Source organism: Variovorax sp. 3319 (assembly GCF_031456585.1).
Lineage (GTDB): Bacteria > Pseudomonadota > Gammaproteobacteria > Burkholderiales > Burkholderiaceae_C > Variovorax > Variovorax paradoxus_P.
The window spans coordinates 251488-277013 of the sequence record NZ_JAVDUZ010000003.1; the positions used below are offsets into that span (position 1 = coordinate 251488).

Genomic DNA, 25526 nt, shown 5'->3' on the forward strand with positions numbered 1-25526 from the left:
CGAAGGCGGGGGACATTCGCGGAGGGGAGTATCCGGTGGCCTTTGCACTCGCCCTGAACAAGAGCGCCTGAAACAACAACCCGGAGGAGTTACATCCCCACGTAGTTAGGCCCGCCGCCCCCCTCAGGCGTAACCCACACGATGTTCTGCGTCGGGTCCTTGATGTCGCAAGTCTTGCAGTGCACGCAGTTCTGCGCGTTGATCTGCAGGCGCTGCTTGCCGTCATCCGTGCCCACGAACTCGTAGACACCAGCCGGGCAATAGCGCCCTTCAGGACCCGCGAACTTCGAGAGGTTGATGTTCACGGGAACCGACGCGTCCTTCAGCGTCAGGTGGGCCGGCTGCTGCTCTTCGTGGTTGGTGTTGCTGATGAACACGCTCGACAGCCGGTCGAACGTGAGCTTGCCGTCCGGCTTGGGATAGACGATGGGCTTGCATTCCGCCGCCGGCTTGAGATACAGGTGGTCGGGCTTGTTGCGGTGCAGGGTCCAGGGAATGTTGCCTTTCAGCAGCCATTGTTCGATGCCGTTCATGAACGTGGCGATGCCCAGTCCCTTCTTGAACCACGCCTTGAAGTTGCGCGCCTTCTTCAGCTCCGTGTAGAGCCAGCTCTTTTCGAACGCCGCCGGGTACGCCGTGAGCTCGTCGTGCTGCCGGCCGGCCTGCACCGCATCGAACGCGGCTTCGGCGGCCAGCATGCCCGTCTTGATTGCGGCGTGGCTGCCCTTGATGCGGCTCACGTTCAGGTAGCCCGCCTCGCAGCCGACCAGCGCGCCACCCGGGAACACCGTCTTTGGCAGCGACAGCAGGCCACCGGCCGTGATGGCGCGCGCGCCATAGCCGATGCGCTTGGCCGGCTTGATGCCCTTGGCCTCGTCGCCTTCGAGGTACCAGCGGATGTTGGGGTGCAGCTTCCAGCGCTGCATTTCCTCGAACGGGCTCAGGTACGGGTTGCTGTAGTCCAGGCCCGTGATGAAGCCCATGGAGATCTTGTTGTCCTCCATGTGATAGAGGAACGCGCCGCCGTAGGTGTCGCTCTTCATGGGCCAGCCGGCGGTGTGCAGCACAAAGCCCGGCTGGTGGCGCTTGGGGTCGATCTCCCACACTTCCTTCACGCCCAGGCCGTAGGTCTGCGGGTCGCGGCCTTCGTCGAGCTTGAACCTGGCGATGAGCTGGCGCCCGAGGTGGCCGCGCGCACCTTCGGCAAACACCGTGTACTTGCCCAGCAGTTCCATGCCCAGCTGGAAGTTTTCGGTCGGCTCGCCGTCCTTGCCCACGCCCATGTTGCCGGTGGCCACGCCGCGCACCGAGCCGTTCTCGTTGTAGAGCACCTCGGCCGCCGGAAAGCCCGGGAAGATCTCGACACCCAGGTTTTCGGCCTGCTGCGCCAGCCACTTGGTGAAGGCACCCAGGCTGATGATGTAGTTGCCGTGGTTCTGGAAGCACGCCGGCAGAAAGGCATTGGGGGTGCGCAGGCCCGATTTTTCGCCCAGGAACACCATCGCGTCGTCGGTGACGGGCTGGTTCAGCGGGGCGCCTTGCTCCTTCCAGTCGGGCAGCAGCTCGTTCAGCGCGCGGGGGTCCATGATGGCGCCCGAGAGAATGTGCGCGCCTGGCTCGGAGCCCTTCTCGAGCACAACGACCGAAATCTCTTTTTCGTGCTGGGCGGCCAACTGCTTGAGCCGGATGGCGGTCGATAGGCCGGCCGGGCCGCCACCGACGACCACCACGTCATATTCCATGGATTCGCGGGGGCCGAACTGGGCGAGGATTTCGTCGTGGGTCATGTGGGTCTCGTCGATAATGATTTGAGGCTCGGACGCTTCGAGGGCGCGAAACATTTTATGTGGAGTGCAGGGCGTCACCTCGGCGACTCGGCAACGACTCAACAGGACCGCTTTTCATGGCTTACAGCATCGATCTTTCGGGCCGCGTGGCTTTCGTTACCGGCGCTTCCAGCGGGTTGGGCGCGCAGTTTGCAAAAACGCTGGCGCGCGCCGGGGCCGCGGTGGTGCTTGCGAGCCGCAGGATCGAAAAGCTCAAGGAACTGCGCGCCCGCATCGAGGGCGAGGGCGGCGACGCGCACGTGGTCGAGCTCGACGTGACCGACATCGGCAGCATCAAGGCCGCCGTGGCGCGCGCCGAAACCGAAGTGGGGCCCATCGACGTGCTGGTCAACAACTCGGGCGTGAGCACCACCCAGCGCCTCTCCGACGTCACGCCCGACGACTACGACTACATCTTCGACACCAATGTGAAGGGTTCCTTCTTCGTTGCGCAAGAGGTGGGCAAGCGCATGCTGGCGCGCGCCAAGGGCTCGGCGCCGGGCACCTACATCGGCGGGCGCATCATCAACATTGCCTCGGTGGCGGCGCTCAAGGTCATGCCCCAGATCGGCACCTACTGCATGAGCAAGGCGGCAGTGGTGCAGATGACCAAGGCCATGGCGCTCGAGTGGGGCCGCTTCGGCATCAACGTGAACGCGCTGTGCCCCGGCTACATCACGACAGAGCTCAACGAAGACCATTGGGCCTCCGAAGGCGGCGCCAAGCTCGTGAGCATGCTGCCGCGCAAGCGCGTGGGCAAGCCCGAAGACCTGGACGGCCTCATCGTGCTGCTGGCCAGCGGGCAGAGCCATTTCGTGAACGGCGCGGTCATTGCCGCCGACGACGGGTTCGCGCTCTGACTCCGCGCGCCTGGGTCGGCATTGCCGCCGGGCTGGGCGCGGGTGCGCTCTGGGGCCTGGTGTTCGTGGCGCCGCGCATGGTCGGCCACTTCGGCATGGTCGACATCACGGCCGCGCGCTTTGCGGTTTTCGGCGCCATCTCCGCGCTTGCGGTGTTCACGCGGCCTGCGTCGCTGCGCTGGCCTAACAGGCAGCAGGCCCTCGCGGCGCTGGGCCTCAGCGTGCTGGGGTTCAGCGGCTACTACCTGCTGCTGGCCTTTGGCATCGAGGCTGCGGGCACCGAGGTGCCCAGCCTCGTCATCGGCACCATTCCGGTCTGGATGATGCTGCTCGGCCGGCCCGCTGGGCTGCGCATGAGGGCGCTGCTGCCGGGCCTGGTGCTCACTGGCGCGGGCATTGCGCTGATGGTCTACGGCGCCTGGTCGGCGCGGCACGGCATTGCGGGAGACGGCACCCGCTTTGGCTGGGGCATTGCGCTGGCGCTCTGTGCCATGGCAAGCTGGACGGTGTATGGCCTTCTCAATGCCGCATGGCTGCAGCGCCATGCCGAACTCAATGCCACCGACTGGGCCAACTGGCTCGGCATTGCGACCGGCGTGGGCGCACTGCTGCTGTGGCTGGCAGCCGGCAGCGACGTGGCCACGCTGCGGGCGCAGCCCCAGGGCATTCTCTTCGTCTGGATTGCACTGGCAGGCGGCTTCGGTTCTTCGTGGCTCGCTACCATTCTCTGGAACATTGCGAGCCAGCGCCTGTCGGCCAGCCTCTGCGGCCAGCTCATCGTGAGCGAGACGCTGTTCGCCTTGCTCTATTCCTTTCTTTGGGACGGCCGCTGGCCGCAGGCCACCGAGCTGGTGGCTGCGCTCCTGTTCGTTCTTGGCATCCTCGCATCCATCAAGGCTCACCGATGAGAATCGAAATTCCCGAAAAGAAAAAGTTCGTGTTCGAAATGTCGATCCCGATCCGCTGGGGCGACATGGACGCCATGGGGCACCTGAACAACGGCACCTACTTTCGCTATCTCGAAACCGCGCGAATCGACTGGATACGCTCGCTCGGCATCGAGCCCACCCCCGGCGGCGAAGGCATGGTGATCGTCAATGCCTTCTGCAATTTCTACCGCCAGATCGAGTACCCCGGCGACGTGCTCATCAAGATGTACGTGAACGACCCGGCGCGCACCACGTTCGAGAGCTGGGCCACCATGGCGCGGGCCGAAGCGCCCGAAGTGATCTGCGCCGCGGGCGGGGCAACGACGATATGGGTCGACTTTCCGAAGCAGAAGGCGTTGCCCTTGCCCGACTGGTTGCGCGCGGTCGTGAGCGAGTAGGGCGCCACCGGCGCTCAGGCCTGCGGCAGAACGATGCGCGCTTCGAAGCCGCTGGTGGCACCCGCCGGTGGCGATGCCAGCTCGAGCTTCCCGTTGTGCTTTTCGACGATGGTGCCCACTATCGACAGCCCAAGCCCGTAGCCGGCCCGGTCGGAACTGTGGCGCACATGGCGCTGCTGCAGCGTGGCAAGCTGCACCGGGCTCACGCCGGGCCCAAAGTCGCGCACTGCGAGCGTGCAGGGCGCCATTACCTCCACCACCACGCGGCCGCCGCCGCTGTAGCGCAGGGCGTTCTCCACCAGGTTGCGCAGTGCAATTGCGAGCGCGTCGACATCGCCCACCGCAACGGGGGCGGGGCTGTCTGGCAGCTTGAGCGCCAGGCGCTCGTTCAGTTGCGGATCGTTCCAGAACTCTTGCACCACCGCACCGGCAAGCTGGACCAGGTCGACCCGCGAACGCGCAAGCGACGCGCCCGATTCGGCCCGCGACAGTTGCAGCAGCTTTTCGGTGCGATGGCTGAGCATTTGCAACGCATCGAGCGCAGCCTGTACATCGTTGCGCTGCAGATCGTGTTCGAGCGCGGTCTGCAGGCGCAGCCGCGCCGCGGCCAACGGCGTTCGCAGCTCGTGCGCCGCGTTGGCGGCCAAGGCGCGCTCAACGTCGAGCGAATGCGACAGCCGCTCCAGCAGGCTGTTGACGTGGTCGCCCACGGAGCGCAGTTCGCGCGGCAGGCCGGGCAGGGCAATGGGCCGCAGGTCGGCGCCGCTGCGCTTTTCAATTTCGCCCGCAAGCTGCTGCAGCACGCGCAATTCGGTGCGTGCCACGTTGCGCAGCACCAGCGCCAGCAGCGGCAGCACGGCGCCAAGCGGAATGATCAGGCCGAAGAGCGTGCGGTTCAGTGCCGAGCGCCGCTCGTCGAGCGGATCGGCCACCTGAAAGTAGAGCCCGCGCGTGGGATGCCGCACGGTGTAGATGCGCCACGTCTGGTTGTTGGCAAAGCCCGCGGCAAGCGGAACGTCGAAGGCGTTGGTGGGCGCTTCGGCCGACCGCAGCAGCACGTGTTCGTGGATGTCGACGACCTGGTACTTCACCGCGTCTTCCGAAAACAGCTGCTTCGGCGCGATCATCGGCGTTTCGGCGGGGGTGCCCGCCTGCTGCAGCTTGTCGAGCTCTTGCACCGCCATGTCCAGCATGCGGTGCGACACCTCGACCAGTTCGTTGTCGAAGTTGTGGTTGATCTCGCGGTCCACATACCAGACCACCGCCAGCACGCAGAGCATCCACACGCCGCCCACCCAGACAATCAGGGTGCGAGTCAGTCGGCCGGCCAGCGTGTCGCGGCCGTTGCTTGAAGGTGCGGTGCTCATTCGTCGTCGTCTGCCGATGTCGACAGGCGATAGCCGAGGCCGCGCAGCGTCTGGATGTGGCTCTTGCCCAGCTTGCGCCGCAGCCGGCTGATGAACACTTCGAGCGTGTTGCTGTCTGCCTCGTCGCCAAAGCCGTAGAGCGCATCGGCAAGGTTCTCGCGGGTGTGGATGCGCTCGGGGCGCGTGGCCATTACCCGCAGCAGCGCCCATTCCTTCTGGGTCAGCACCACCGGATTGCCGTCCTTGCGGACCCGGTCTTGCGCCAGGTCGATCTCCAGCGTACCCAGGTGCAGCACCGGCGAACTGCTGGCGCTGCGCCTTCGTTCCACTGCGCGCAACCGCGCCAGAAGCTCTGCCGGGTCGTAGGGCTTTATGAGGTAGTCGTCGGCACCGGCATCGAGCCCGCGGATGCGGTCGGTTACCTGGTCGCGCGCGGTCAGCACGATGACGATGGGCGGCTCGCGCAGCGCACGCACCTGCGGCAGCAGCGAAAGGCCGTCGCCGTCGCCCAGGTGCAGGTCGAGCAGCACGGCGGCGTATTGCACCGAAAGCAGGGCGCCGCGCGCTTCGGCAAGGCCGGGCGCAACGTCGACCACGAAGGCCTTTGCGACGAGGTAGCTGCACACGGCGTCTGCCAACGCACTGTCATCTTCGACGAGCAATATGCGCACGCGAGGTCATCTTTCAAAAGAACGAAGTCTAGCGCCGACAGCGGCGCGGCCGGGGCGGTGTCAGTTCCCGTTCAGGCCGCTTCAGGATCGGTTCAGGCCACGAACGTAGGCTGGAAGGGTTTTCAGGCTTGCTGGTTTCTCTGCTCATGACGCGTGTTCCGAATCTTCCGAATCCCTCGAATCTTTCCTCGAATGTTCGCGTGGGAGGGGTGACCCTCCTCCTGCTGGGCCTGCTGCTCGCGTGGGACGCGACCCAGGGCGATCTTGCGCTGGCACGGCTCGCGGGCACGCCCATGGGGTTTCCGTGGCGCGACAACGCTTTTCTTGTACGCGTGATGCATGAAAGCGCCAAGAACCTGAGCTGGGTGTTCGTCATTGCGCTGTTCGCAGGCATCCGCTGGCCGCTGGGCATTCTGCGGCGGCTGCCGGTTCGCGCGCGGGCACAGCTGGCTTTTACGGTGCTGCTCTCGGTGGTTTCAATCAGCCTGCTCAAGCATGCAAGCCACACAAGCTGCCCGTGGGACCTGAAGGAGTTTGGCGGCACGGCAAGCCACGTGTCGCACTGGGCCTGGAAGGTTTATGACGGTGGCCCGGGCGGTTGCTTTCCGGCCGGCCATGCTTCGGCTGCATTCGCCTACCTGGGGGGCTATTTCGTGCTGCGCCGGGTGTCGCCGCGTTCCGCAATCATCTGGCTGGGCGCCTCGCTGGTGGCCGGGCTCGTGCTGGGCATGTCGCAGCAGCTGCGCGGCGCGCACTACATGAGCCACACGCTATGGACCGCCTGGATCTGCTGGGTGGTCGGATTCGCGATCGAGCTGATTGCCGCGCCTCGCATCTCCCGGCCCTCGGCCGTTGAACCGGCCGTGCTGAATGCAGGCTCTTGATGTCGCGCTGTTCGAACTGATGAACGCCGGCGCCGCGGCGCCGGCGTGGAGCATTCATTTCGCGCGCTTTGCCTCCGATGTGCTGCCCACCCTGCTGGCTCTGGCCATCATCGGCGGCGCGGCACTGGACCGGCGCCTGCGATATGCCTTCTTCACCGCAGTGGTCAGCGTGCTGGCGGTGTGGCTTTTCGTGAACGTGTTCCGCTCGGTCATGCCTTTTCAGCGGCCCGCGTTCTACGGGCTTGGAATCCAGTGGGCGCCGCAGGGCGCCAGGCCCGGCTTTCCAAGCCTGCATGCCGCCGGCACCTTTGCCGCGGCGTTTTCCCTGTGGTGCCTGCCGTGGCGTGCGCCCATGGCCGCAGCGCTGCTGGTGGCCGCCGTGGTCGGGTGGAGCCGCGTGTTCTTGGGGCTGCACTTTCCGCTCGACGTGCTCGTTGGCGCCATGCTTGCAGCGCTGGTATCGATCCTGGTGGAGCGCCGCGTGAGCCGGCCGCTCAACCTGGCGCTCAGGGCGTACATGCGGCCCAGGTTGAGGGCGAGGCGAGCCAGGGCCTGAGCCCGATTCTGAACACCGGCTGAACGCGCAATTCAGACTTCCTTCAGTTGCGCTTCCTACAGTCGGTGCATGTCTTTCACGCGAATCGAACCCGCACCAGCGCCCGTGCGGGGCATGGAGTTGCCCACAGCCAACGCGTCGTACCTGGCGTTTGCACGAACGCTGTGGGCGCGCGTCGATGCCCGGCTTGCACAGCCGCGCACCGCGCAGCGTGTGGTGCTCTGGCTTGCCATCTACCTTGCCGCCGCTGCCAACTGGCCGCTGTGGGACGAGCTCGCCCGCATCGGCGGCGCGCCCAGCACCTACCTGCCCACCAGCGCGGCCATGGCCGTGCTCATGGTGTGCGCAACAGTCGCGCTGCTGTCTTTCACCGCATGGTCTCGCTGGATGAAGCCGCTGTGGTTTGCGGTAGTGCTTCTGGCCGCGTTCGTGCAGCACTACATGCTCGAGTACCGCGTGGTCATGGACCCGACCATGATCGCCAACGTGCTCCAGACCGACCCGAACGAAGCGCGCGACCTCATGAGCTGGCGCATGGCCTTTCATGTGCTGCTGGTGGTGCTGCTGCCGGCGCTGGCGCTCTGGCGCGCACGTATCGTGCCGATGCGCTTTGTTTCCAAGCTCTGGCGCAACGCCGCGCTGCTGGTGCTGGCGCTGGCGCTGGCTTTGGTGGCGGCCGTGTCGATGAACCGTCAACTCGCCCCGCTGATGCGCAACAACGTTCACCTGCGCTACATGATGAACCCCGTGGCAAGCCTCTACTCGGCCGGCTCGGTGCTCATCAAGCCGATGTTCAAGCGCAGCCGAAAGCTGGTTCCCATCACTGCCGGCACGGCCCTGGGTGCGAGCTATGCGGGCCAGGCTCGGCCGCCGATGTTCGTGCTGGTGGTGGGCGAAACAGCCCGCGCCGACCACTTCGGCCTGAACGGCTATGCACGCGACACCACGCCCGAGTTGGCCGCGCGTGGCGTGCTGAGCTACCGCGACGTGCATTCGTGCGGCACCAACACCCTGGCTTCGGTGCCTTGCATGTTCTCGCCCCTTGGCAAGCAAGGCTACGAATCGCGCAAGGACGACTACGAAAACCTGGTCGACGTGCTGCAGGCCGCGGGCCTGGCCGTGCTGTGGCTCGACAACCAGGCCGGCTGCAAGGATGTCTGCACGCGCATTCCGAATGCCTCGGCGTTCGACAGCCTCACACCCGCCCAGAAGAACGCGCTGTGCGACGGCGAGGAGTGCCTGGACGACGTCTTGCTCAAGGGCCTCGACGCCCGCATTGCCGCGTTGCCGGCCGAGCGCCGCGCCAAGGGCGTAGTGCTGGTCATGCACCAGATGGGAAGCCACGGGCCCGCCTACTACAAGCGCTCTGCGCCAGAGGTAAAACGCTTTCTGCCCGAATGCAAGACCAACGCGCTGGCCGAGTGCGGCCATGCGGAGCTGCAGAACGTGTACGACAACTCGATTGCCCAGACCGACCACTTCCTGGGCCAGACCATCGACTGGCTCAAGGCGCAATCGGGGCAATACGATCCGTCGCTGCTCTACGTGAGCGACCACGGCGAATCGCTGGGGGAATACGGCCTCTTTTTGCATGGCGTGCCGTACAGCTTTGCGCCCGAGGCGCAGAAGCACGTGCCCATGGTCACCTGGTTCAGCCAGGGCATGACCGAGCGCCGCAAGCTGTCTCGGCCGTGCATGGAAGCCGGCCTCGACACGCCGCTCACGCACGACAACCTCTATCACACGGTGCTCGGGCTGATGGACGTGGCCAACTCCACCTACAAGCCCGCCCTCGACGCACTCGCTTCGTGCAGAAACAGGGCCTGAGGGCCCTTCCTGCCTTACTTCTTTTCGCGGGGCAGGCGCCCCATCAGGAAGAACTCGGGGTTGGGCTGCATGCCGCTGAAGCTGGCAAGGCGGTTGCTCAGGCCGAAGAAGGCGGTAATCGAAGCGATGTCCCAGATGTCTTCATCGTCGAAGCCGTGGGCATGCAAGGCGCTGAAGTCCGCCTCGTCGACTTGGTGCGAGCGTTCGCACACCTTCATTGCAAAGTCGAGCATCGCACGCTGGCGCGGCGTGATGTCGGCCTTGCGGTAGTTCACCGCCACCTGGTCGGCCACCAGCGGCTTCTTTTCGTAGATGCGCAGCAGCGCACCATGCGCCACCACGCAGTAGAGGCACTGGTTGGCCGCACTGGTGGTGGTGACGATCATCTCGCGGTCGCCCTTGGTGAGCGAACCCTCTTCCTTCAGCATCAACGCGTCGTGGTACGCGAAGAAGGCGCGCCACTCGGCAGGGCGGCGCGCCAGTGCAAGGAAGACGTTGGGCACAAAGCCGGCTTTTTCTTGCACCGCGAGGATGGCGGTGCGAATGTCTTCAGGCAGGTCTTTCAGCTCGGCAAGGGGATAGCGGTCGGCCATTTTTTGTCTCCTGGGGCAATGCCAGGATCATAGGCAACTCCCTCATGGGCAGCTACCGCCCGCCGCGTCCACGCGCTTATTTCAGCGCCTTGCCCTGCGTGGCGCCGAGCGGTGTGTGCAACTGCGAAGGCACCCACCGGCCCGTGTTGTCGTCGCGGCCCTGCAGCAGGTAGCGCGTGTCGGGCTTGCCGTAGTTCTGCACGGCCATGGCCGAGAACTTGCCGATGTCGGTCTTAGGGTCGCGCAGGCGGTTCACGATCAGCACCTTCTTCGTGTCGGCAAAGTCGGCCATCATGTTCTGGTCGCCCTCGCTGTCGCCCGCGATGAAGCAGGGGCCATAGCCGTATTTGCTGACCAGAAAGCGCTGGATGTTCCTGGTCTTGCCTGGGCCCTGCGTCTGGTCGTACCCACGGCGAAACTCCGGCTGAATAACGCCGTTGGCATCGCGCTCCAGCTCCATGGCCAGCACGCGTTCGGGCGGGTTGTTGTAGCCGAAGGCGGGGTTGGACGAGATCTCCTTGATCACGTCGACGAAGGACGCGGAGCACACCCATACATCGAAGCCCGCATTGCGGAAGGCGGCATACAGCTCCTGCATTTCGGGTTGCAGCCGCAGCCCGTTTTTCCAGCTGACTGAAACCACGCCCGCCTGGCCGGGCAGGGCCGTGGGCGATGTCCACTTCACCTTGGCGACCGGCTCCTTCAGCTGCCACGCCACCGTTTCCGCCGTGAGCTTGCGCACCTGTGCCTCTGTCATGCCCACGAAGAGGTAGGTCACCCACGGGTAGGCCGTGTCGTGGTCGAAGGTGTCGCCAATGGCTTCGTAGAGGTAGCGGACCTTGGTGGTGAACGCAATGTAGTGCGGGCTCAGCTTGACTGCCGCCAGCGGCTGGCTGCCCTTGAATCCACTGTAGTTCTGGTAGAGCCAGGTGTAGCTCGCCACGATGTCGGGCACCAGCAGGTCGATGTTGACCGGCTTGCCCGCTGCGTTGTTGTGCGCCGGAAGAAAATCTTTCTTCGGAATGTTCTTGCGCAGCGCCACTTCGAGTTGCGCGGGTGTGGCGCCGAACACAAGGTTTTCGAGCTGGTAGATCAGCGAGGCTTCCTCGATGTCGAGAAACACGCTGGTGTTGTCCCAGTCGAAAACCACATAGGGCGGCCTGGCTGCGGTGTAGCCCGGGCTTCCCTTGCCGAGGCTGGCGATCAGGCCTTCGATCTGTGCGCGGTTGAAGGCGTCCCAATGGCCGGGTGAAAGACCCTGGGCAGTCGAAAGACTGGCGCAGCCGGCGGCAACCAGCGCAGTGGCAAGCGGGGTAAGGAGGACGAGGCGGCGTTGCATGCGGTTCCTGTTGTTGTACGTTTGTCGATGAGAAGCGCCGAGCGTATGCAACGCTCGTGACACTTCCGCATCGACCTACGCATCAGCCGTGCCAGCTACGCGTGGATGCGTGCGTGCTGCTGCTCGATGAAACCCGCCACCCGGCGCACGAGCGCACGGTTTGCGCCTGCTGCCTCGACGCTCGCAGCGGCATGCAAGGCCACGGTTTCTTCGGTCGTGCGAATGACGGCGTCGGCCTGGGCTGCCGACAGCCCGAAATGCGAAGCTGCGGCGCGGGCCAGTTCGATGCTGGAGGCGTGCTGCCCCGGAAGAATGGCCAGTTCCTGATAGCCCGTATGGCCGCCCAGCTGCATGACGAGATCGAATGCCGGCGCGAGGCGCCAGAAGCCGTCTTCGCTTCGCAACGCGCCGTGATTCTTGACGTGGTCGTCGCTGTTGCCCACTGCAAGGTTGAACACCAGCCGGCGAAAGAGCTCGGCCAGGTCTGCCTGCGGACGAGCCGAAATGCGCCGCAGCAGTTGCGCCAGCTCGACGTAGCTGCCCCTGCTCGATTCGTAAGGAACATCGAGCAGCGCGGAGGCCGAGAGGTAGTGAAAACGCCGCTCTTCGCCCACCGGACCCACCCGGTCGAAACGCTCGACCAGCAGGGCATGCCCCGCTGCGAGCGGCTGCAGCACAAAGGGCGGAACTTCGATGCCGCATGCATCCGCCAGCCAGAGCGTTGCCGCCTCGATCACTTCCACATCATGGTCGTCGCCGCGCGATGCGAACTTGGCGATGCAACGCCTGCCCTGGTGCACGAAGGCCGCCTTTGGCCGGGCGCCGCCCAAGCTGCCCCCGCGCAGGAGCCGGTGCATGTCGGGGCCGATCTCGATGCCGGCTTCGATGCGGCGGGACGCCTCGGCGAGTTGCTCCAGCGAAAGCAGCGTCGATGGCGGTTCTTCACTCTCGATAGGCAGCGATTCGGCGAACACCATCGCACCGATGCGGTCCTCGTTGGTCAGCAGCAATGCATCGATGTCCGACAGCGGCTTGCCCTGGCGTGTTTCGAGCACCTTGCGCCCCCAGCTGTCGGGCAAGGCGTCGCGCAGCGTGAGCGGCATGGCGCCGCCTTCGCGGATGCGGCGCTCGGGCAGCACAAAGGCCGCGTCGCGCAGCGGTAGATGCTCTGGGTTCAGCGGTGCAGCCCCGGGGGCTTCAAGATAGCGCCGCCCGTAGGCAAACTCGCCGGACTCGACCACGCCCCTGCGTACCACCTTCATCAGCCCGGCCGGTTGCACCCGTTCACCCGCGCGGCGCGCAAGCCCGACGTAGATGCTTCGCTCGTCGACGGCGCTTTCAGAAGTCACGTTCGTCTTCCGCGATCTTGCCTGCCTGGCCTTGCGCGGCCGACCTGCGTACGCGGCGTTTTGCGGCCAGCGCCGCAGGAGCGGGGGCCACGTCTTCCATCGAATCGATTTCGCCGAAGAGCCACAACGCGTGGGCGAGCAGGCCGATGCTGGTGCCCGGTTTGCCGGACTCGAGTGCGCGCAAGGTGTTTGGCGAGCACATCAGCCGCTCGGCCATTTCGGCAATCGTCCATTCGCGGTGAACCCTGTGCGCGCGCAGGCGCAGACCGAGCCTCTCAAGGGGTTCGATGGTTTGCGAGGGCAGGGCAGACAGGCTGTGGCTGCTTTTTGACATCAATAAAATGACTATTAAACGGCTTAAAAGTCATTTTAATGCGTTTTCCTACGGTTTGAAAATGCTTGCTATCCGGGCAGTTCGGGCCTGTGCGCGTCTTGCTGAAGCACGGCCAGGTCGCTCTCGTCTTTCAGGCCGACACCGGTCAACCCGCGTCGCAGCGACTCCCGCATCAGCCATGCCAGCTTGAATGCGGCCGCTTCGCAAGGCAGGCCTTCGGGGCGCACGTTCGAGATGCAGTTGCGCTCGGCGTCGTGCCGTCCGCGCTTGGGTGAATGGGTCAGGTAGATGCCCAGGCTGTCTGGCGAGCTGAGCCCCGGGCGTTCACCGATCAGCATGACCGACAGCGCAGCGCCGAACAGCTCGCCCACCTCGTCGGCCAGGGCCACGCGCGCCTGCGTGGCGATGACCACCGGCGAGAAGCGTGTTTCGGCCGGCAAATGCGAGCGCAGTGCAGCCAGCAGCGGCGCCGCGTGGCGCGCCACGGCGAGCGAGGAGAGTCCGTCGCCGATGACCAGGCAGATGTCGCATCCAGGTTTTGCCGCGGCACGCACCCGTTCTGCATCGGCGGGGTCGAGTTGCCGGCCCAAGTCGGGCCGGCGCAGGTAGGTGGTGCGGTCTTCCGCGCGGCTGCGGGCGCGCAGCGTTTGCCAGCTCTGCTGGTGCAGCGTGGCTTCGAGTGCATCGACATCGAGTGCCGCATGAATGGCGTCGCGTGCCATGGCATGCGCCCATCCGAAGCGCAGCGTCTCGTCGGTGGGCATGCCGGCGCCGGCACGGCCCAGCGCCAGGCGTGCCGGCGTGGCCGAGCGCCATTGGGCCCAGGGGTTTGGAGTAACGGGTTCGCCGCTCATGGCGCCAGTGCGGCCAGCCCGCTCATGTCGGCCAGCAAGCGGTTGGCCGAGGGTGGCGCGAGCTGCCCCGCGGCATCGGTGATCTGCATTCGTTGCAGCCAGGCCTCGAATTCGGGCGCACGCTTCAGGCCCAGCGTCTGCCGCAGAAACAGCGCGTCGTGGAACGAGGTGCTCTGGTAGTTGAGCATCACGTCGTCGGCGCCCGGAATGCCCATGATGAAGTTGATGCCCGCAGTGCCGAGCAGCACCAGCAGGTTGTCCATGTCGTCCTGGTCGGCCTCGGCATGGTTGGTGTAGCAGATGTCGCAGCCGATGGGCAGGCCCAGCAGTTTGCCGCAGCAATGGTCTTCGAGCCCGGCGCGGATGATCTGCTTGCCGTCGTACAGGTATTCGGGCCCGATGAAGCCGACCACCGTGTTGATGAGAAGCGGCTTGTAGCGACGCGCCAGTGCATAGGCCCGCACTTCGCAGGTCTGCTGGTCGACACCGAAGTTGGCGTTGGCCGAAAGCGCGCTGCCCTGGCCGGTTTCGAAGTACATCACGTTGTTGCCTACCGTGCCCCTGTTGAGCGCCAGCGCGGCGGCGTAGGCTTCGTCGAGCAGCTCGGGCGTGATGCCGAAAGAGAGGTTCGCCTTTTCGGTGCCGGCAATCGACTGGAACACCAGGTCCACCGGTGCACCGGCTTCTGCCAGCTTGAGCGTGTTGGTCACGTGCGTGAGCACACAGCTTTGCGTAGGGATCTCGAAGCGCTGGATCACTTCGTCCAGCATGTGCAGCAAGCGCCCCAGCACCTGCATGCTGTCGGACACCGGGTTGAGCCCGATCACTGCGTCTCCCGCGCCATACAGCAGGCCGTCGAGCGTGGAGGCCGCCACGCCGCGCAGGTCGTCGGTCGGGTGGTTGGGTTGCAGGCGCACGGCCAGGTGGCCGGGCAGGCCGATGGTGTCTCGAAACCGCGTGACCACACTGCACTTCCTGGCGACAGAAACCAGGTCCTGGTTGCGCATGAGCTTGGACACGGCGGCCACCATTTCGGGCGTGAGGCCGGGTGCCAGCGCAGCCAGTGCTTCGGTGGTGGCCTGTTCCGAAAGCAGCCAGTTGCGGAAGTCGCCCACCGTGAGATGCGACACCGGTGCAAAAGCCTGCGCGTCGTGGCTGTCGACGATGAGGCGCGTGATGTTGTCGCTTTCGTAGGGAATCAGCGCTTCGTTCAAGAACTGCTTGAGCGGTGTTTCGGCCAGCACGTGTCGCGCCGCCATGCGCTGCTGCGCGGTGGCCGCGCCGATGCCCGCAAGATAGTCGCCCGAGCGCGCCGGGCTTGCAGCGGCCATGACCTGCTTGAGGTCGTCGAAAGCGAAGACCTGGCCGGCGATGGTGGTGCGGTAGCGCATTTTTCCGTCAAAGGATGGGCGGCGCGGCAAGCATCTCGTCGGGCGCCGCCGCCTTGCGCTGCGCCGAGGTCAGGAGAAAGTAGCCGTAGGCCGCGGCCATCAGCACCAGGAACAGCAGCGTGAGCATGGCGTTGAACCACACCATGGCGCCGAGGCACACCACGCCGAGCCCGAGCGCGATGGCCGGAAACACGGGGTAGAAAGGCGCGCGGTAGGTGCGCAGCAGGTCGGGCTCGCTCTTGCGCAGCTTGAAGAGCGCGGCCATCGAGATCAGGTACATCACGATGGCCCCGAGCACTGCCATGGTCACGATGTTGGCGGTGAGCGTCTGCCCGCCGAACTGCACCCATTCGTCGCTGAAGATGGCCACCACCCCGATCACGCCGCCGGCCAGCAAGGCGCGGTGCGGCGTGTCGAAACGGGGGCTCAGTCCGGCAAAGTAGCGCGGCAGGTAGCCCGCGCGCGCCAGCGCGAAGATCTGGCGCGAATAGCCCATGATGATTCCGTGGAACGAGGCAATCAGCCCGAAGAGGCCGATCCACACAAGCATGTGCAGCCAGCCGCTGTTGTCGCCCACCACGGCCTTCATGGCCTGCGGCAGCGGGTCGTTGATATTGGCAAGCTTGCGCCAGTCGCCCACGCCGCCCGCAAAGATCATCACGCCGAAGGCCAGCACCACCAGCGTGACGATGCCCGTGGTGTAGGCGATGGGAATGGTGCGGTGCGGGTCGCGCGCTTCTTCGGCCGCCATGGCCGCGCCTTCGATCGCAAGGAAGAACCAGATTGCGAACGGTATCGACGCAAAGATGCCCGAGATGGCTGCGCCGTTGAGCACGTTGCCGCCGGCCCAGCCGTTGGCAACAAAATTGGCCATCGACCAGCCGGGCGTCACCACGCCCATGAACACCAGCAGCTCGAAAATTGCAAGCACGGTCACGAAGAGCTCGAAGGCCGCCGCAATGCCGACGCCGATCCAGTTCAGCGCGATGAAGATCACATAGGCACCCAGCGCAAACCACTTCGGGTTGACGCCCGGAAACTGCACGTTGAGGTAGGCGCCGATGGCCAAAGCGATGGCCGGCGGCGCAAAGACGAATTCGACGAGTGTGGCAAACCCCGCCACAAAGCCGCCGGTCGGCCCGAAGGCCCGCCGCGCATAGGCAAAGGGGCCGCCCGCATGCGGAATGGCCGTCGAGAGCTCGGTAAAGCTGAAGATGAAGGTGGTGTACATCGTGGCCACCAGCACCGTGGCAACCAGAAAGCCGAGCGTGCCGGCCGTGTTCCAGCCGTAGCTCCAACCAAAGTATTCACCCGAGATAACGAGGCCCACCGCAATGCCCCAGAGCTGGATGGGGCCGAGCACCTTCTTCAGGTGGCCGGTGCCGGCCGGAACAGCAACGGCGGCCGGAGTGGCTTCGATGGACTGCATGGAGCTTTCCTCTCTTTTTGCGGATGTTGACAGTGCACATGCAGCAAAGCAAGGGCCGTTCCACCGCTCGCCATAATCATGCTTTTCCATCCTTCCGAGGTATTCCGTGAAGTCCTTTTCTTCTTCGTCGCTCGTCTGTGCTGCAGTTCTTTCCGTATGTGCCGTGTCCGGTGCCTGGGCGCAGTCGGCCCCCGTCACCACGCCGAGCGGGCTGGTCTATCAATCGCTGAAGGAAGGCACTGGCGCTTCGCCGGCCGCAACCGACGTGGTCAAGGTGCACTACCGCGGCACCTTTCCCGATACCGGCAAGGAGTTCGACAGCTCCTACAGCCGCGGCGAGCCCACCGAGTTTCCGCTCAACGGCGTGATCCCTTGCTGGACCGAAGGCGTGCAAAAGATGAAGCCCGGCGGCAAGGCCAAGCTGACCTGCCCGCCGGCCATTGCCTACGGCTCGCGCGGTGCAGGCGGCGTGATTCCGCCGAACGCCACGCTCAACTTCGAAGTCGAGCTGGTGTCGGTGAAGAAGCGCTGACCAAGCCTAGATCTGCGCCATGCCGCCGTCGACGAAGAGCTCGGCGCCGTGCACGAAGCTGCTGTCGTCCGAGGCCAGGAACACCACGGCCTTGGCGATCTCGTCGGGCGCGCCCACCCGGCCAAGCGGAATGTTCTGTGCCTGTGAGTCGATGAAGCCCTTCACCTGCTCCGGCGTGAGGCCCAGCAGTTCATAGGCCGGGGTAGGCACCACGCCGGGACTCACGGCGTTGACGCGGATGCCGGCATCCTTCAGGTCCACCGCCCAGCTGCGCGCAAAGCTGCGCACTGCCGCCTTCGTGGCGCTGTAGACGCTGAAGGCGGGCGTGCCCTTGATGCTGGTGATCGATGCATTGAGGACGATCGATGCGCCCTTCGGCATCAGCGGCAGCGCCTTCTGCACGGTGAAGAGCAGCCCGCGCACATTGGTGCCGAAGATCTTGTCGAAGTGCTCCTCGGTGATCTGGCCCAGCGGCAGCAGGCTGCCGCCGCCTGCGTTCGCGAAGAGCACATCGAGCCGGCCCTTTTGTTCCTTGATGGCCGCATAGAGACGGTCGAGATCGGCGAGATTCGACACGTCGCCGAGCACGCCGGTCACGTTGCGGCCAATGGTTTTTACGGCCGCATCGAGTTCGGCCTGGCGGCGGCCCGTGATGAATACGTAGGCGCCTTCGGCCGCGAAGCGTTGGGCGGTGGCCAGGCCGATGCCGCTGGTACCGCCGGTGACGAGAGCGATCTTGTCGTTGAGCTTGAGTTGGGACATGGGAATTCTTCCTTTGGATTGCCGCGAGGCGGCGTTGAACAGAGAAAGGAAGTTTGGGCGCCATCCCCCTGCGGACCAAGACGCTGCGCCGGATTTGTTTATTCATGAATCACTAATAATCCGGCAATGGACCAGATTGCCGCCATGCGTGTCTTCGCCCGGGTGGTCGAGGCAGGCACCTTCACCCGCGCAGCCGATTCGCTGCAGATGCCCAAGCCGTCGGTGACCAAGCTGGTGCAGCAGCTCGAGACGCATCTGCGCGTGAAGCTGCTGCAGCGTACGACGCGGCGTGTGACGGTCACGCCGGAGGGGGCCGCTTACTACGAGCGAACGGCACGCGTGCTGGCCGAGCTGGAAGAGATCGAATCGGATCTCAGCAACGCGCAGGCGAATCCGCGCGGTCGGCTGAGGGTGGATGTCGGCTCGTCGTTTGCCAACATGATCCTGATTCCGCAACTGCCGGCATTTCACGCGCGGTACCCGGAGATCGAACTGGAGATCGGCGTGGGCGACCGGCCGGTGAACCTGATCGGCGATGCGGTCGACTGCGTGATCCGCGCCGGCGAACTGAGCGACCAGTCGCTGGTGGCGCGACGCATCGCGACCTTGCCCTTCGTGACCTGCGCCACGCCGGGCTACCTCGAGCGCCATGGCATGCCCAAGACACCGGCGGACCTCGGCGGCGGCGCGCATCAGGTGGTGGGCTACTTCTCATCTCTGAGCAACCGCGCGATTCCGCTGCGCTATGCGCGTGGTGAAGAGCGCATCGAGATTCACGGCCGCACCGTGGTGGGCGTGAACGAAAGCACCGCGCAGATCACTGCCGTGCTTACCGGCATGGGCGTGTCGCAGGTCTTTTACCCGATGGCCGCGCCGTACCTCGCAAGCGGCGCGCTGGTAGAGGTGCTGCAAGAGTGGGCACCGCCGCCATACCCGCTCCACGTGGTGTACCCCGCCAACCGGCACCTGAGCGCCAAGCTGCGCGTGTTCGTCGACTGGGCCGTGGAACTCTTCGCACCCTACAACCCACGCGCAGGGCGCTGATGGCGATCAACTCGGCTGGAATTGATACAGCCAGGTTTCCGTGAGCGTCTTGTCACCGGTCTTCAGGTAGAGCCGCATGTCGACGGGCTCGTTGCCTTCAGGCGTGAAGTCGAACTGCGCGCGCCAGTGGCCAGGCACGCCGTTGGGTACGGCCTCGGCAAACACGTAAGAGAACTTGCCGCGCGGCGCGGTCAGCACCAGTTCGGGTTTCACGCCGAAGGGCACAGTGGTGAGCGGCTCGCCGACAAACTCGACCATGAACTTGCGCACGCCCGGGGGCCGCGGCTGGCCCGGTTGTCCGCCGCGGCCGATGCGCGTTGCCACGCAGCGCGCGAGCGGGGAGGGAAAGGGCTCCTGGTCGGTCCAGTGCAGCCGGTACTGCAGGCTGTAGCTTGCGCCTGCCTTGGCGTCGGCCTTGGGCACCCAGAAGGCGACGATGTTGTCGTGGATCTCGTCGTCGGTGGGAATCTCGATGAGTTGCACCGAACCCTCGCCCCAATCACCCTGCGGCTCGATCCACAGGCTCGGGCGCTTTTCGTAGTTGACGCCGTCCTGGTAGTTGTCGAACACGCGGTCGCGCTGCAGCAGGCCGAAGCCGCGCGGCTTTGTGTCGGCAAAGGCCGAGGCGCGGGTTTGCGTCGGGTTGTTGAGCGGGCGCCAGATGCGCTCGCCCGCGCCGTTCCAGATGGCAAGGCCGTCGGAGTCGTGCACCTCGGGGCGCCAGTCGATGGCGGTGGGCTTGATGGTCTCCGAGTACCAATACATCGAGGTGAGCGGCACCAGCCCGAGGCGCGAGATGTCGCGGCGCAGGAAGAGGCGCGAATCGATGTCCATGATCACGGCCTTGCCGCGCTGCATGACGAACTTGAACACCCCGGTGACGCTCGGCCCCTCGAGCAGCGCGTAGACCGTCATCGAGGTGGTGTTGTTGGCCGCAGGGGTTTCGAAGTAGTAGCGCGTGAAGGTCGGAAACTCTTCAGGCTTGTCGGGCACGGCCACGTCGAGTGCGAGGCCGCGTGCCGACAGGCCGTATTGGTACAGCTCGCCGATGGCGCGGAAGTAGGAGGCGCCCAGAAACGCGACCCAGTCGTTCTTCTGCCAGTCGAGCTTGCCCTGGTCGCCCAGGCGGCTTTCCTGCAGGCGGAAGCCTGCAAAGCCCGCCCCGGCCGGCAGCGCGCGCGCCGGGCTGTCGGAAGGCATCGAGAAGTAGGTGGGGCTGTAGAGCACCTCGCGCGCAAACACATCGCCGCCGGCGTTTTCGAGCACATGCATGCGCACCGGCGTCTGGAAGAAGCGGCCCAGGTGAAAGAAGGTGACCGGAAAGGCGCCGGGCCCGTCGCGGAAGAGGGCGTTGGCGGGATCGAACTTGATCTTGCCGTGCGCGTCGTAGTCGATCTTCTCGAGCACATCGGGTGCGAGCGGAGTGGCTGCTGCGTAAGGTTGTGCTGCAAGGCGCTTGGCTTGCGCGACAAGGCGATCGAACGAAAAAGGGGCGGGCTGGCTCAGTTTGAGGCCGTTGGCGGCCATTGCCTCTTCGGGCAGTCCAAGGGCGGCGAGTGCGGCGGCGGCACCACCAGCGGCAAGGAAGGATCGGCGATCAAGCATGTGTTTCTTGAGGGTTGCGAGTCTTGGAGGTACGGAAACGATTCACTGGAGCGAGAGACGCGGCCATCGAATGTGACGGCCGGGCTGCGGAAGAAACCATCCTAATGCAGCACGCGCCAGGATTTTCTCCGCGACAGGAGGAACGGCGAGCATGCCTTGGCCGGGCCGCTCCGTGCGTCAGCCAAGCCGCGCAAACGAGGCCAGACAAGGCCGGAGATTGCAGAAAATTGTGCGTTTATGTATCGGCGCCGTCTGCCGCGGTCAACGCATACACGGCATAGAGCGGCACACCAAGCATCATCAGGACCAGCGGCGCAAACAAGGTGTACATGAGGCCGAAGCCTTCCAGCGCGCGGTAGACGGAATCGAGCCGCAAGCGCGGATGGGCTTCAGCCGGTTCGGAGGTGCGGCGCAGCCCCCACCGAAACTCCGCTCCGGTGGCGCGCACCGAGGGGTGCTGCGCGGCGCGCCCAACGCCAAGCCAGCACATGGCGTCGAACGCCAGCACCGAGCCTGCGGGCGCGCGCTCGCCGAAGGTCGCGAACACGGCCTGCACCTGTTGCGGCTCGAGGTACATCAGCACGCCTTCGGTGAAGAGAAACACGGGCCGTTCGTTGCGGGTGCGCGGCAATGCCAGCTGATCCCACCAGCCCTTCGATGTCAGGTCGAGCGGGCACACGTCGTGGCGCGGGTTGGTCTCGGGAATCAACTCCCGGCGCAGTTCGAGCACCTCGGGCAGGTCGGCGTCGGTCAGGCGGCACTCGCCGTCGTCCAGCCACTGGAAGTAATGGCTCAGCCCGCAGCCCATGTTGACCACGCGGCCGCCCGGGTGCTGCTTGAGAAAATCTTGCGCAAGGCTGCGAAAGCGGCGCGTGCGGTTCAGGATGCCGTAGATGGTGGCCCTGTCTTCCGGCAGGGCATGCCAGTCGTCGCGTATCTGCTCCAGCACCGATGCGGCGTAGGCGTCCCGCACGCCCAGCTGCGGAAACATCGCATCGCCCGAGGCCCGTGCCGCAAGCGAGATGCGCAGGGTGGAGGGCACGGCCGACAGGCTGCGCGCGGCTTTGTCTGTTGTCATGGGCGCCGGACCAGGGGTCATGCCCAAAGTCTGGCTGCTACCGCACAGCGGGGCAAGTCAGCCTTTGGTTAGCCCCGGCCATGCGTCGCCGCGCGGGCGGCTATTACTTATTGCTTCGAATCAATTCACTAACCCGGCTCGCCTGGCTCACTTTGCAGTGGGCATCACGAACTCGGCGCCCTTGCCGATGCTCTCCGGCCAGCGCTGCATGATCGACTTCTGCTTGGTATAGAACCGAACGCCTTCTTCGCCGTAAGCGTGCATGTCGCCGAAGAGCGAGCGCTTCCAGCCGCCGAAGCCGTGCCACGCCATCGGCACCGGAATCGGCACGTTGATGCCGACCATGCCCACCTGGATGCGGCGGCTGAACTCGCGCGCCACATTGCCGTCGCGCGTGAAGCAGCTCACGCCGTTGCCAAACTCGTGGTCGTTGACCAGGTCGACCGCGTCCTTGAAGTTGGCAACCCGCACGCACGAGAGCACGGGGCCGAAGATCTCTTCCTTGTAGATGCGCATCTCGGGCGTGACGTGGTCGAACAGCGTGCCGCCCATCCAGAAGCCGTCGCCGCAGTTTTCGCCAGCCTTGCTGCCGTCGAACTGGCGGCCATCGACCAGCAGCTTTGCGCCTTCTTTTTCGCCCTGGGCAATGTAGCCGGTGATGCGTTCGTGCGCCGCGCGGGTGACGATCGGGCCCATTTCGGCCGCGAGGTTCTCGCCGTCGAGCACCTTGAGCGTCTTCGTGCGTTCGACCAGCTTGGGAATGATCTTGTCCGCCACGTCGCCCACCAGCACCGCCACGCTGATGGCCATGCAGCGTTCGCCGGCCGAGCCGTAGCCGGCGCCGATGAGTGCATCTACCGTCTGGTCGATGTCCGCGTCGGGCATTACCACCATGTGGTTCTTTGCACCGCCCAGCGCCTGCACGCGCTTGCCGTTGCGTGCACCGGTTTCGTAGATGTAGTTGGCAATGGGGGTAGAGCCCACAAAGCTCACGGCCTTGACGTCGGGGTGTTCGAGCAGCGCATCGACTGCGGCCTTGTCGCCCTGCACCACATTGAACACGCCGTCGGGCAGGCCGGCTTCCTTCAGCAGCTCGGCCATGCGCAGCGAAGGCGTCGGGTCGGTCGGGCTGGGCTTCAGAATGAAGGTGTTGCCCGCGGCAATGGCCACCGGGAACATCCACATCGGCACCATCACCGGAAAGTTGAAGGGCGTAATGCCCGCCACCACGCCCAGGGGCTGGCGCAGCGTCCAGTTGTCGATGCCGGTGCTCACCTGGTCGGTGAAGTCGCCCTTGAGCAGCTGCGGAATGCCGCAGGCGAATTCGACGATGTCGATGCCGCGCGAAACCTCGCCCTGCGCGTCGGTGAACACCTTGCCATGCTCGGCGGTGATCATGTGCGCGAGCTCGTCCTTGTGCAGGTTGAGCAGCTCCAGAAACTTGAACATCACGCGGGCACGGCGAATGGGCGGCGTGTCGGCCCACTTGGGAAAGGCGGCCTGGGCGGCTGCCACGGCCGCGTCGACGTCGGCCGCAGCCGCAAGAACCACCTTGCCAGTGACCTTGCCGGAGGCCGGATTGGTGACGTCCTGCGTGCGGTTGGAGCCGCCGGCCGTGTGCTGGCCGCCGATGAAATGCGCGATCTGTGTGGTCATGGAGAGTCCCAGGGTCAAGTGATTGCGCCAGTCTAGAAAAGGGAAGGGCTGCTGCCTAGGCGCTAAAGTTGAACTGTTTGTTCGCCATGGTGAACAATGCAGCCATGGATACGCAAAAAGCCGAATCTTTGTGGACGCACCTGCACTGGCTGATAGTGCTGGGCCAGCAGGGCAGCTACACCGCCGCTGCGGCGCGCCTGGGCGTGAGCAAGGCCGCCATGAGCCAACGCATCGCCGAGCTGGAGCGTGCTGCGGGCGTTCCGCTGGTGCGGCGTACCACGCGCAGCATGCGGCTCACCGAGGCCGGCCAGCAGCTTGTGGACCAGACCCGGGAGCCCTTCGAGCAGATTGCCCACAGTTTTCTGAAGGCGCAGGACCATGCCGGCGAACCGCGCGGGCTGGTGCGCGTTACTGCGCCAGTTGCGCTGGGGCGGCAGCAGCTTTTGCCAAGGCTGGCCGACTTTCTGCTCGCGCATCCGTCGATCCGCATCGAGATGGAGCTTTCAGACCGGCTCAGCTCGCTTGCGACGGAGGGCTTCGACCTGGCGGTGCGGCATGCCGCTTCGCCGCCCGATACGCACGTGGCCTGGCGGCTGTGCGACACCCGGTCGGTGCTGGTGGCCAGCCGGGCCTACTTGCGCCGCAAGGGAACGCCGCTGGCACCGGCCATGCTCGCCGAGCACGATTGCCTGCACTATCCGCGCGGGCAGGAGACCAATGTGTGGTCGTTCGAGCGGCGGAATGCCCGGGCACGCCAGGCCGAGCGCATGACCGTGCCCATTGCCGGACCGCTCGCGGCCAACAACAGCGAAGCACTGCGCGATGCCGCACAGGCGGGGCTGGGCATTGCACTGCTGCCCGACTTCAGCGCGCAGTCGGCCCTGCAAGCAGGCAAGCTGGTCGAGGTGCTCCCCGACTGGCAGCCCACCGGCGCGTTCGCGGACCATATCTACGCCATACGGCCTTACTCGCTGCATATACCGCGCGCGGTCAACCTGTTTGTGAGCCACCTCAGGGAGACATTGAAGGCCGGGTTCCAGGTGCCGCAAGCCTGAGGGCGCGGCGGCGAGTCCTGTCCGTCCTCAAGTGGAGGAGGCAAGCAGCTGCCCAACCAGCAGCTGCGCAGCCGGCGACAGGGTCTCTCCAGTCTTCGTCGCCATCAGCAGCCGGCGAACGGCCCAGGTGTCTTTCAGCCGCACCACCTTGAGATCGAGTGCGCTCACCTGCGCCTTGCAGGCCGCGAGCGGCACCACGCCGATGCCCAGGTTGGCGGCAATCATGTGGCACATCGCGTCGAAGCTGCGCACCTGCACGCGCAAGCGCATCGGAATGCCGGCTTGCTCGGCGGCGCGCGACGTCAACTCGAGCAGCGAGCTGCTGCGGTTGAGCCCGACGAACTCATGCGCGAGGCAGGTCTTGAAGTCGGTTCTTCGCGTGCGCGCAAGCGGATGCTGCCTGGCGCAGAGCACCACCAGTTCGTCGGTCTGGAACTGCGCCACGTCGAGCCCGTAGGCGGGCGTGTTCTCCGCGAACACGCCCACGTCGGCCAGGCCGTCGACCAGGGCGCGAACGATGTCGCCGCTCAGTTGTTCTTCCACCTCGACGCGAATGTCCGGATGCTGGCCGAGAAACGCCGCCAGCGTGGCCGGCAGGAACTCTGTAAGCGCCGACATGTTGGCCCATAACCGCACGTGCCCGCGCACGCCGCTGGAGTAGTCGCCAAGCTCGTTGCTGAATTGCTCGAAGCCCTGGAAGAGCCTCATCGCGTGCTGCATGGCCACATGGCCCGCGGGGGTGAGCGCGATGCCTTGCGAGCTGCGCTCCAGCAGCTTCGACCCGGTGGCGGCCTCGAAATCCGAAAGCCGCCGGCTGGCCGCCGAGAGGGCAAGGTGGCAGGCCTCAGCGCCCTTGGTGATGCTGCCCGACTGCGCCACTGCGCAGAAAAGGCGCAGCGTCACGAAATCGACACGCGCGGGATTGATGAGGCTGGCCATCGCTGGATTCTAGGGACGGCACCGACGAGAGACATTCGCGGAAGGGGGTAACCGGTGGCCTTTGCACAAGCCCTGAACAACAGCCCCTGAATAGACGCGACACTATGGAGATCCACTGACATGTCCGCACTTGCCGAACTACTGGCCTAGTCTGGAGGCCATCTTGAGCAACCACCCATGCGGCCTGGAGTTGCTGCTGGCCGACACCCGCATGTAGCCCGACCACCCGCGGCGGCCAAAAGAAAGTA

General features: G+C 65.4%; 24 protein-coding genes. 9 read left to right on the forward strand and 15 right to left on the reverse strand.

Translation table 11 applies throughout. The features are described from left to right. Nucleotides 1-89: 89 nt before the first annotated feature. Nucleotides 90-1787: an electron transfer flavoprotein-ubiquinone oxidoreductase gene (locus J2X67_RS08355; RefSeq protein ID WP_309952132.1), complete on the reverse strand. Its 1698-nt coding sequence runs from the start codon at nt 1785-1787 to the stop codon at nt 90-92. A gap of 116 nt (nt 1788-1903) precedes the next feature. Here J2X67_RS08355 and J2X67_RS08360 point away from each other — a divergent pair, with 116 nt between their 5' ends. Genes J2X67_RS08360 through J2X67_RS08370 form a run of 3 tightly spaced genes read left to right on the forward strand, consistent with a single transcriptional unit; the run spans nt 1904 to nt 4013 of the window. Continuing rightward, complete coding sequence (locus J2X67_RS08360) at nt 1904-2686, forward strand: SDR family oxidoreductase (RefSeq protein WP_309952133.1); 783 nt, start codon at nt 1904-1906, stop codon at nt 2684-2686. Between the two features lie 20 nt (nt 2687-2706). Next, a complete protein-coding gene (locus tag J2X67_RS08365; RefSeq protein WP_309952514.1) occupies nt 2707-3594 on the forward strand; it encodes a DMT family transporter in 888 nt (295 codons plus the stop codon). Continuing rightward, nucleotides 3591-4013: a thioesterase family protein gene (locus tag J2X67_RS08370; RefSeq protein ID WP_309952134.1), complete on the forward strand. Its 423-nt coding sequence runs from the start codon at nt 3591-3593 to the stop codon at nt 4011-4013. The genes J2X67_RS08365 and J2X67_RS08370 overlap by 4 nt, the downstream gene beginning before the upstream one ends. Before the next feature lie 14 nt (nt 4014-4027). On the opposite strand, the gene J2X67_RS08375 is transcribed toward J2X67_RS08370, so the two are convergent. Both J2X67_RS08375 and J2X67_RS08380 read right to left on the reverse strand, forming a co-directional pair. Continuing rightward, nucleotides 4028-5380 carry an ATP-binding protein gene (locus tag J2X67_RS08375; RefSeq protein ID WP_309952136.1) on the reverse strand — a complete coding sequence of 451 codons (1353 nt, stop codon included), beginning with the start codon at nt 5378-5380 and terminating at the stop codon, nt 4028-4030. Beyond that, nucleotides 5377-6051 carry a response regulator transcription factor gene (locus J2X67_RS08380; RefSeq protein ID WP_309952137.1) on the reverse strand — a complete coding sequence of 225 codons (675 nt, stop codon included), beginning with the start codon at nt 6049-6051 and terminating at the stop codon, nt 5377-5379. The genes J2X67_RS08375 and J2X67_RS08380 overlap by 4 nt, the downstream gene beginning before the upstream one ends. 146 nt (nt 6052-6197) lie before the next feature. Between J2X67_RS08380 and J2X67_RS08385 the strand changes: the two genes are divergently transcribed. The 3 genes from J2X67_RS08385 (at nt 6198) to J2X67_RS08395 (ending at nt 9318) form a co-directional block, all read left to right on the forward strand. Beyond that, nucleotides 6198-6935: a phosphatase PAP2 family protein gene (locus J2X67_RS08385; RefSeq protein WP_309952516.1), complete on the forward strand. Its 738-nt coding sequence runs from the start codon at nt 6198-6200 to the stop codon at nt 6933-6935. Next, nucleotides 6922-7491, forward strand: a complete 570-nt coding sequence (locus tag J2X67_RS08390; protein ID WP_309952138.1) for a phosphatase PAP2 family protein — start codon at nt 6922-6924, stop codon at nt 7489-7491. The genes J2X67_RS08385 and J2X67_RS08390 overlap by 14 nt, the downstream gene beginning before the upstream one ends. Nucleotides 7492-7560: 69 nt before the next feature. After that, nucleotides 7561-9318 (forward strand): phosphoethanolamine--lipid A transferase, encoded by a 1758-nt coding sequence (locus tag J2X67_RS08395; protein ID WP_309952141.1) that lies wholly within the window; start codon nt 7561-7563, stop codon nt 9316-9318. Between the two features lie 14 nt (nt 9319-9332). Here J2X67_RS08395 and J2X67_RS08400 read toward each other — a convergent pair whose 3' ends face one another. From J2X67_RS08400 to eat, 7 genes are all read right to left on the reverse strand, one after another. Continuing rightward, a complete protein-coding gene (locus tag J2X67_RS08400) occupies nt 9333-9911 on the reverse strand; it encodes a peroxidase-related enzyme (protein ID WP_309952143.1) in 579 nt (192 codons plus the stop codon). A 76-nt stretch (nt 9912-9987) separates the two neighbouring features. Next, on the reverse strand, nt 9988-11250 hold the full coding sequence (locus J2X67_RS08405) for an HAD family hydrolase (protein ID WP_309952145.1): 1263 nt from the start codon (nt 11248-11250) through the stop codon (nt 9988-9990). A gap of 95 nt (nt 11251-11345) precedes the next feature. Then, nucleotides 11346-12599: a HipA domain-containing protein gene (locus J2X67_RS08410; RefSeq protein ID WP_309952147.1), complete on the reverse strand. Its 1254-nt coding sequence runs from the start codon at nt 12597-12599 to the stop codon at nt 11346-11348. Continuing rightward, entirely contained in the window at nt 12589-12933 is a 345-nt protein-coding gene (locus J2X67_RS08415) for a helix-turn-helix transcriptional regulator (protein ID WP_309952148.1), read from the reverse strand. The genes J2X67_RS08410 and J2X67_RS08415 overlap by 11 nt, the downstream gene beginning before the upstream one ends. 68 nt (nt 12934-13001) lie before the next feature. Continuing rightward, the gene (gene eutC, locus J2X67_RS08420; RefSeq protein WP_309952150.1) at nt 13002-13787 is read right to left on the reverse strand and encodes an ethanolamine ammonia-lyase subunit EutC; all 786 of its coding nucleotides are present in this window, start codon (nt 13785-13787) and stop codon (nt 13002-13004) included. After that, on the reverse strand, nt 13784-15178 hold the full coding sequence (locus J2X67_RS08425) for an ethanolamine ammonia-lyase subunit EutB (RefSeq protein ID WP_309952151.1): 1395 nt from the start codon (nt 15176-15178) through the stop codon (nt 13784-13786). Before J2X67_RS08425 ends, eutC begins: the two co-directional genes overlap by 4 nt. Nucleotides 15179-15185: 7 nt before the next feature. Next, nucleotides 15186-16607, reverse strand: a complete 1422-nt coding sequence (gene eat / locus J2X67_RS08430; protein ID WP_309952153.1) for an ethanolamine permease — start codon at nt 16605-16607, stop codon at nt 15186-15188. Between the two features lie 163 nt (nt 16608-16770). Between eat and J2X67_RS08435 the strand changes: the two genes are divergently transcribed. Beyond that, nucleotides 16771-17139, forward strand: coding sequence for an FKBP-type peptidyl-prolyl cis-trans isomerase (locus J2X67_RS08435; protein WP_409050476.1), 369 nt, complete (start codon nt 16771-16773; stop codon nt 17137-17139). A 6-nt stretch (nt 17140-17145) separates the two neighbouring features. Here J2X67_RS08435 and J2X67_RS08440 read toward each other — a convergent pair whose 3' ends face one another. Next, a complete protein-coding gene (locus J2X67_RS08440; protein ID WP_309952157.1) occupies nt 17146-17901 on the reverse strand; it encodes a glucose 1-dehydrogenase in 756 nt (251 codons plus the stop codon). Nucleotides 17902-18027: 126 nt separating this feature from the next. Here J2X67_RS08440 and J2X67_RS08445 point away from each other — a divergent pair, with 126 nt between their 5' ends. Next, the gene (locus J2X67_RS08445; RefSeq protein ID WP_309952159.1) at nt 18028-18945 is read left to right on the forward strand and encodes a LysR substrate-binding domain-containing protein; all 918 of its coding nucleotides are present in this window, start codon (nt 18028-18030) and stop codon (nt 18943-18945) included. A gap of 6 nt (nt 18946-18951) precedes the next feature. Here J2X67_RS08445 and J2X67_RS08450 read toward each other — a convergent pair whose 3' ends face one another. The 3 genes from J2X67_RS08450 to J2X67_RS08460 form a co-directional block, all read right to left on the reverse strand. Next, nucleotides 18952-20550 carry a glucan biosynthesis protein D gene (locus tag J2X67_RS08450; protein WP_309952160.1) on the reverse strand — a complete coding sequence of 533 codons (1599 nt, stop codon included), beginning with the start codon at nt 20548-20550 and terminating at the stop codon, nt 18952-18954. Nucleotides 20551-20785: 235 nt separating this feature from the next. Then, nucleotides 20786-21628, reverse strand: a complete 843-nt coding sequence (locus tag J2X67_RS08455; protein ID WP_309952161.1) for a class I SAM-dependent methyltransferase — start codon at nt 21626-21628, stop codon at nt 20786-20788. Nucleotides 21629-21775: 147 nt separating this feature from the next. After that, nucleotides 21776-23284 carry a CoA-acylating methylmalonate-semialdehyde dehydrogenase gene (locus J2X67_RS08460; protein ID WP_309952163.1) on the reverse strand — a complete coding sequence of 503 codons (1509 nt, stop codon included), beginning with the start codon at nt 23282-23284 and terminating at the stop codon, nt 21776-21778. A 104-nt stretch (nt 23285-23388) separates the two neighbouring features. Here J2X67_RS08460 and J2X67_RS08465 point away from each other — a divergent pair, with 104 nt between their 5' ends. Beyond that, on the forward strand, nt 23389-24339 hold the full coding sequence (locus J2X67_RS08465) for a LysR family transcriptional regulator (protein ID WP_309952164.1): 951 nt from the start codon (nt 23389-23391) through the stop codon (nt 24337-24339). Between the two features lie 27 nt (nt 24340-24366). Here J2X67_RS08465 and J2X67_RS08470 read toward each other — a convergent pair whose 3' ends face one another. Beyond that, entirely contained in the window at nt 24367-25278 is a 912-nt protein-coding gene (locus J2X67_RS08470) for a LysR family transcriptional regulator (protein ID WP_309952165.1), read from the reverse strand. Nucleotides 25279-25526: the final 248 nt, after the last annotated feature.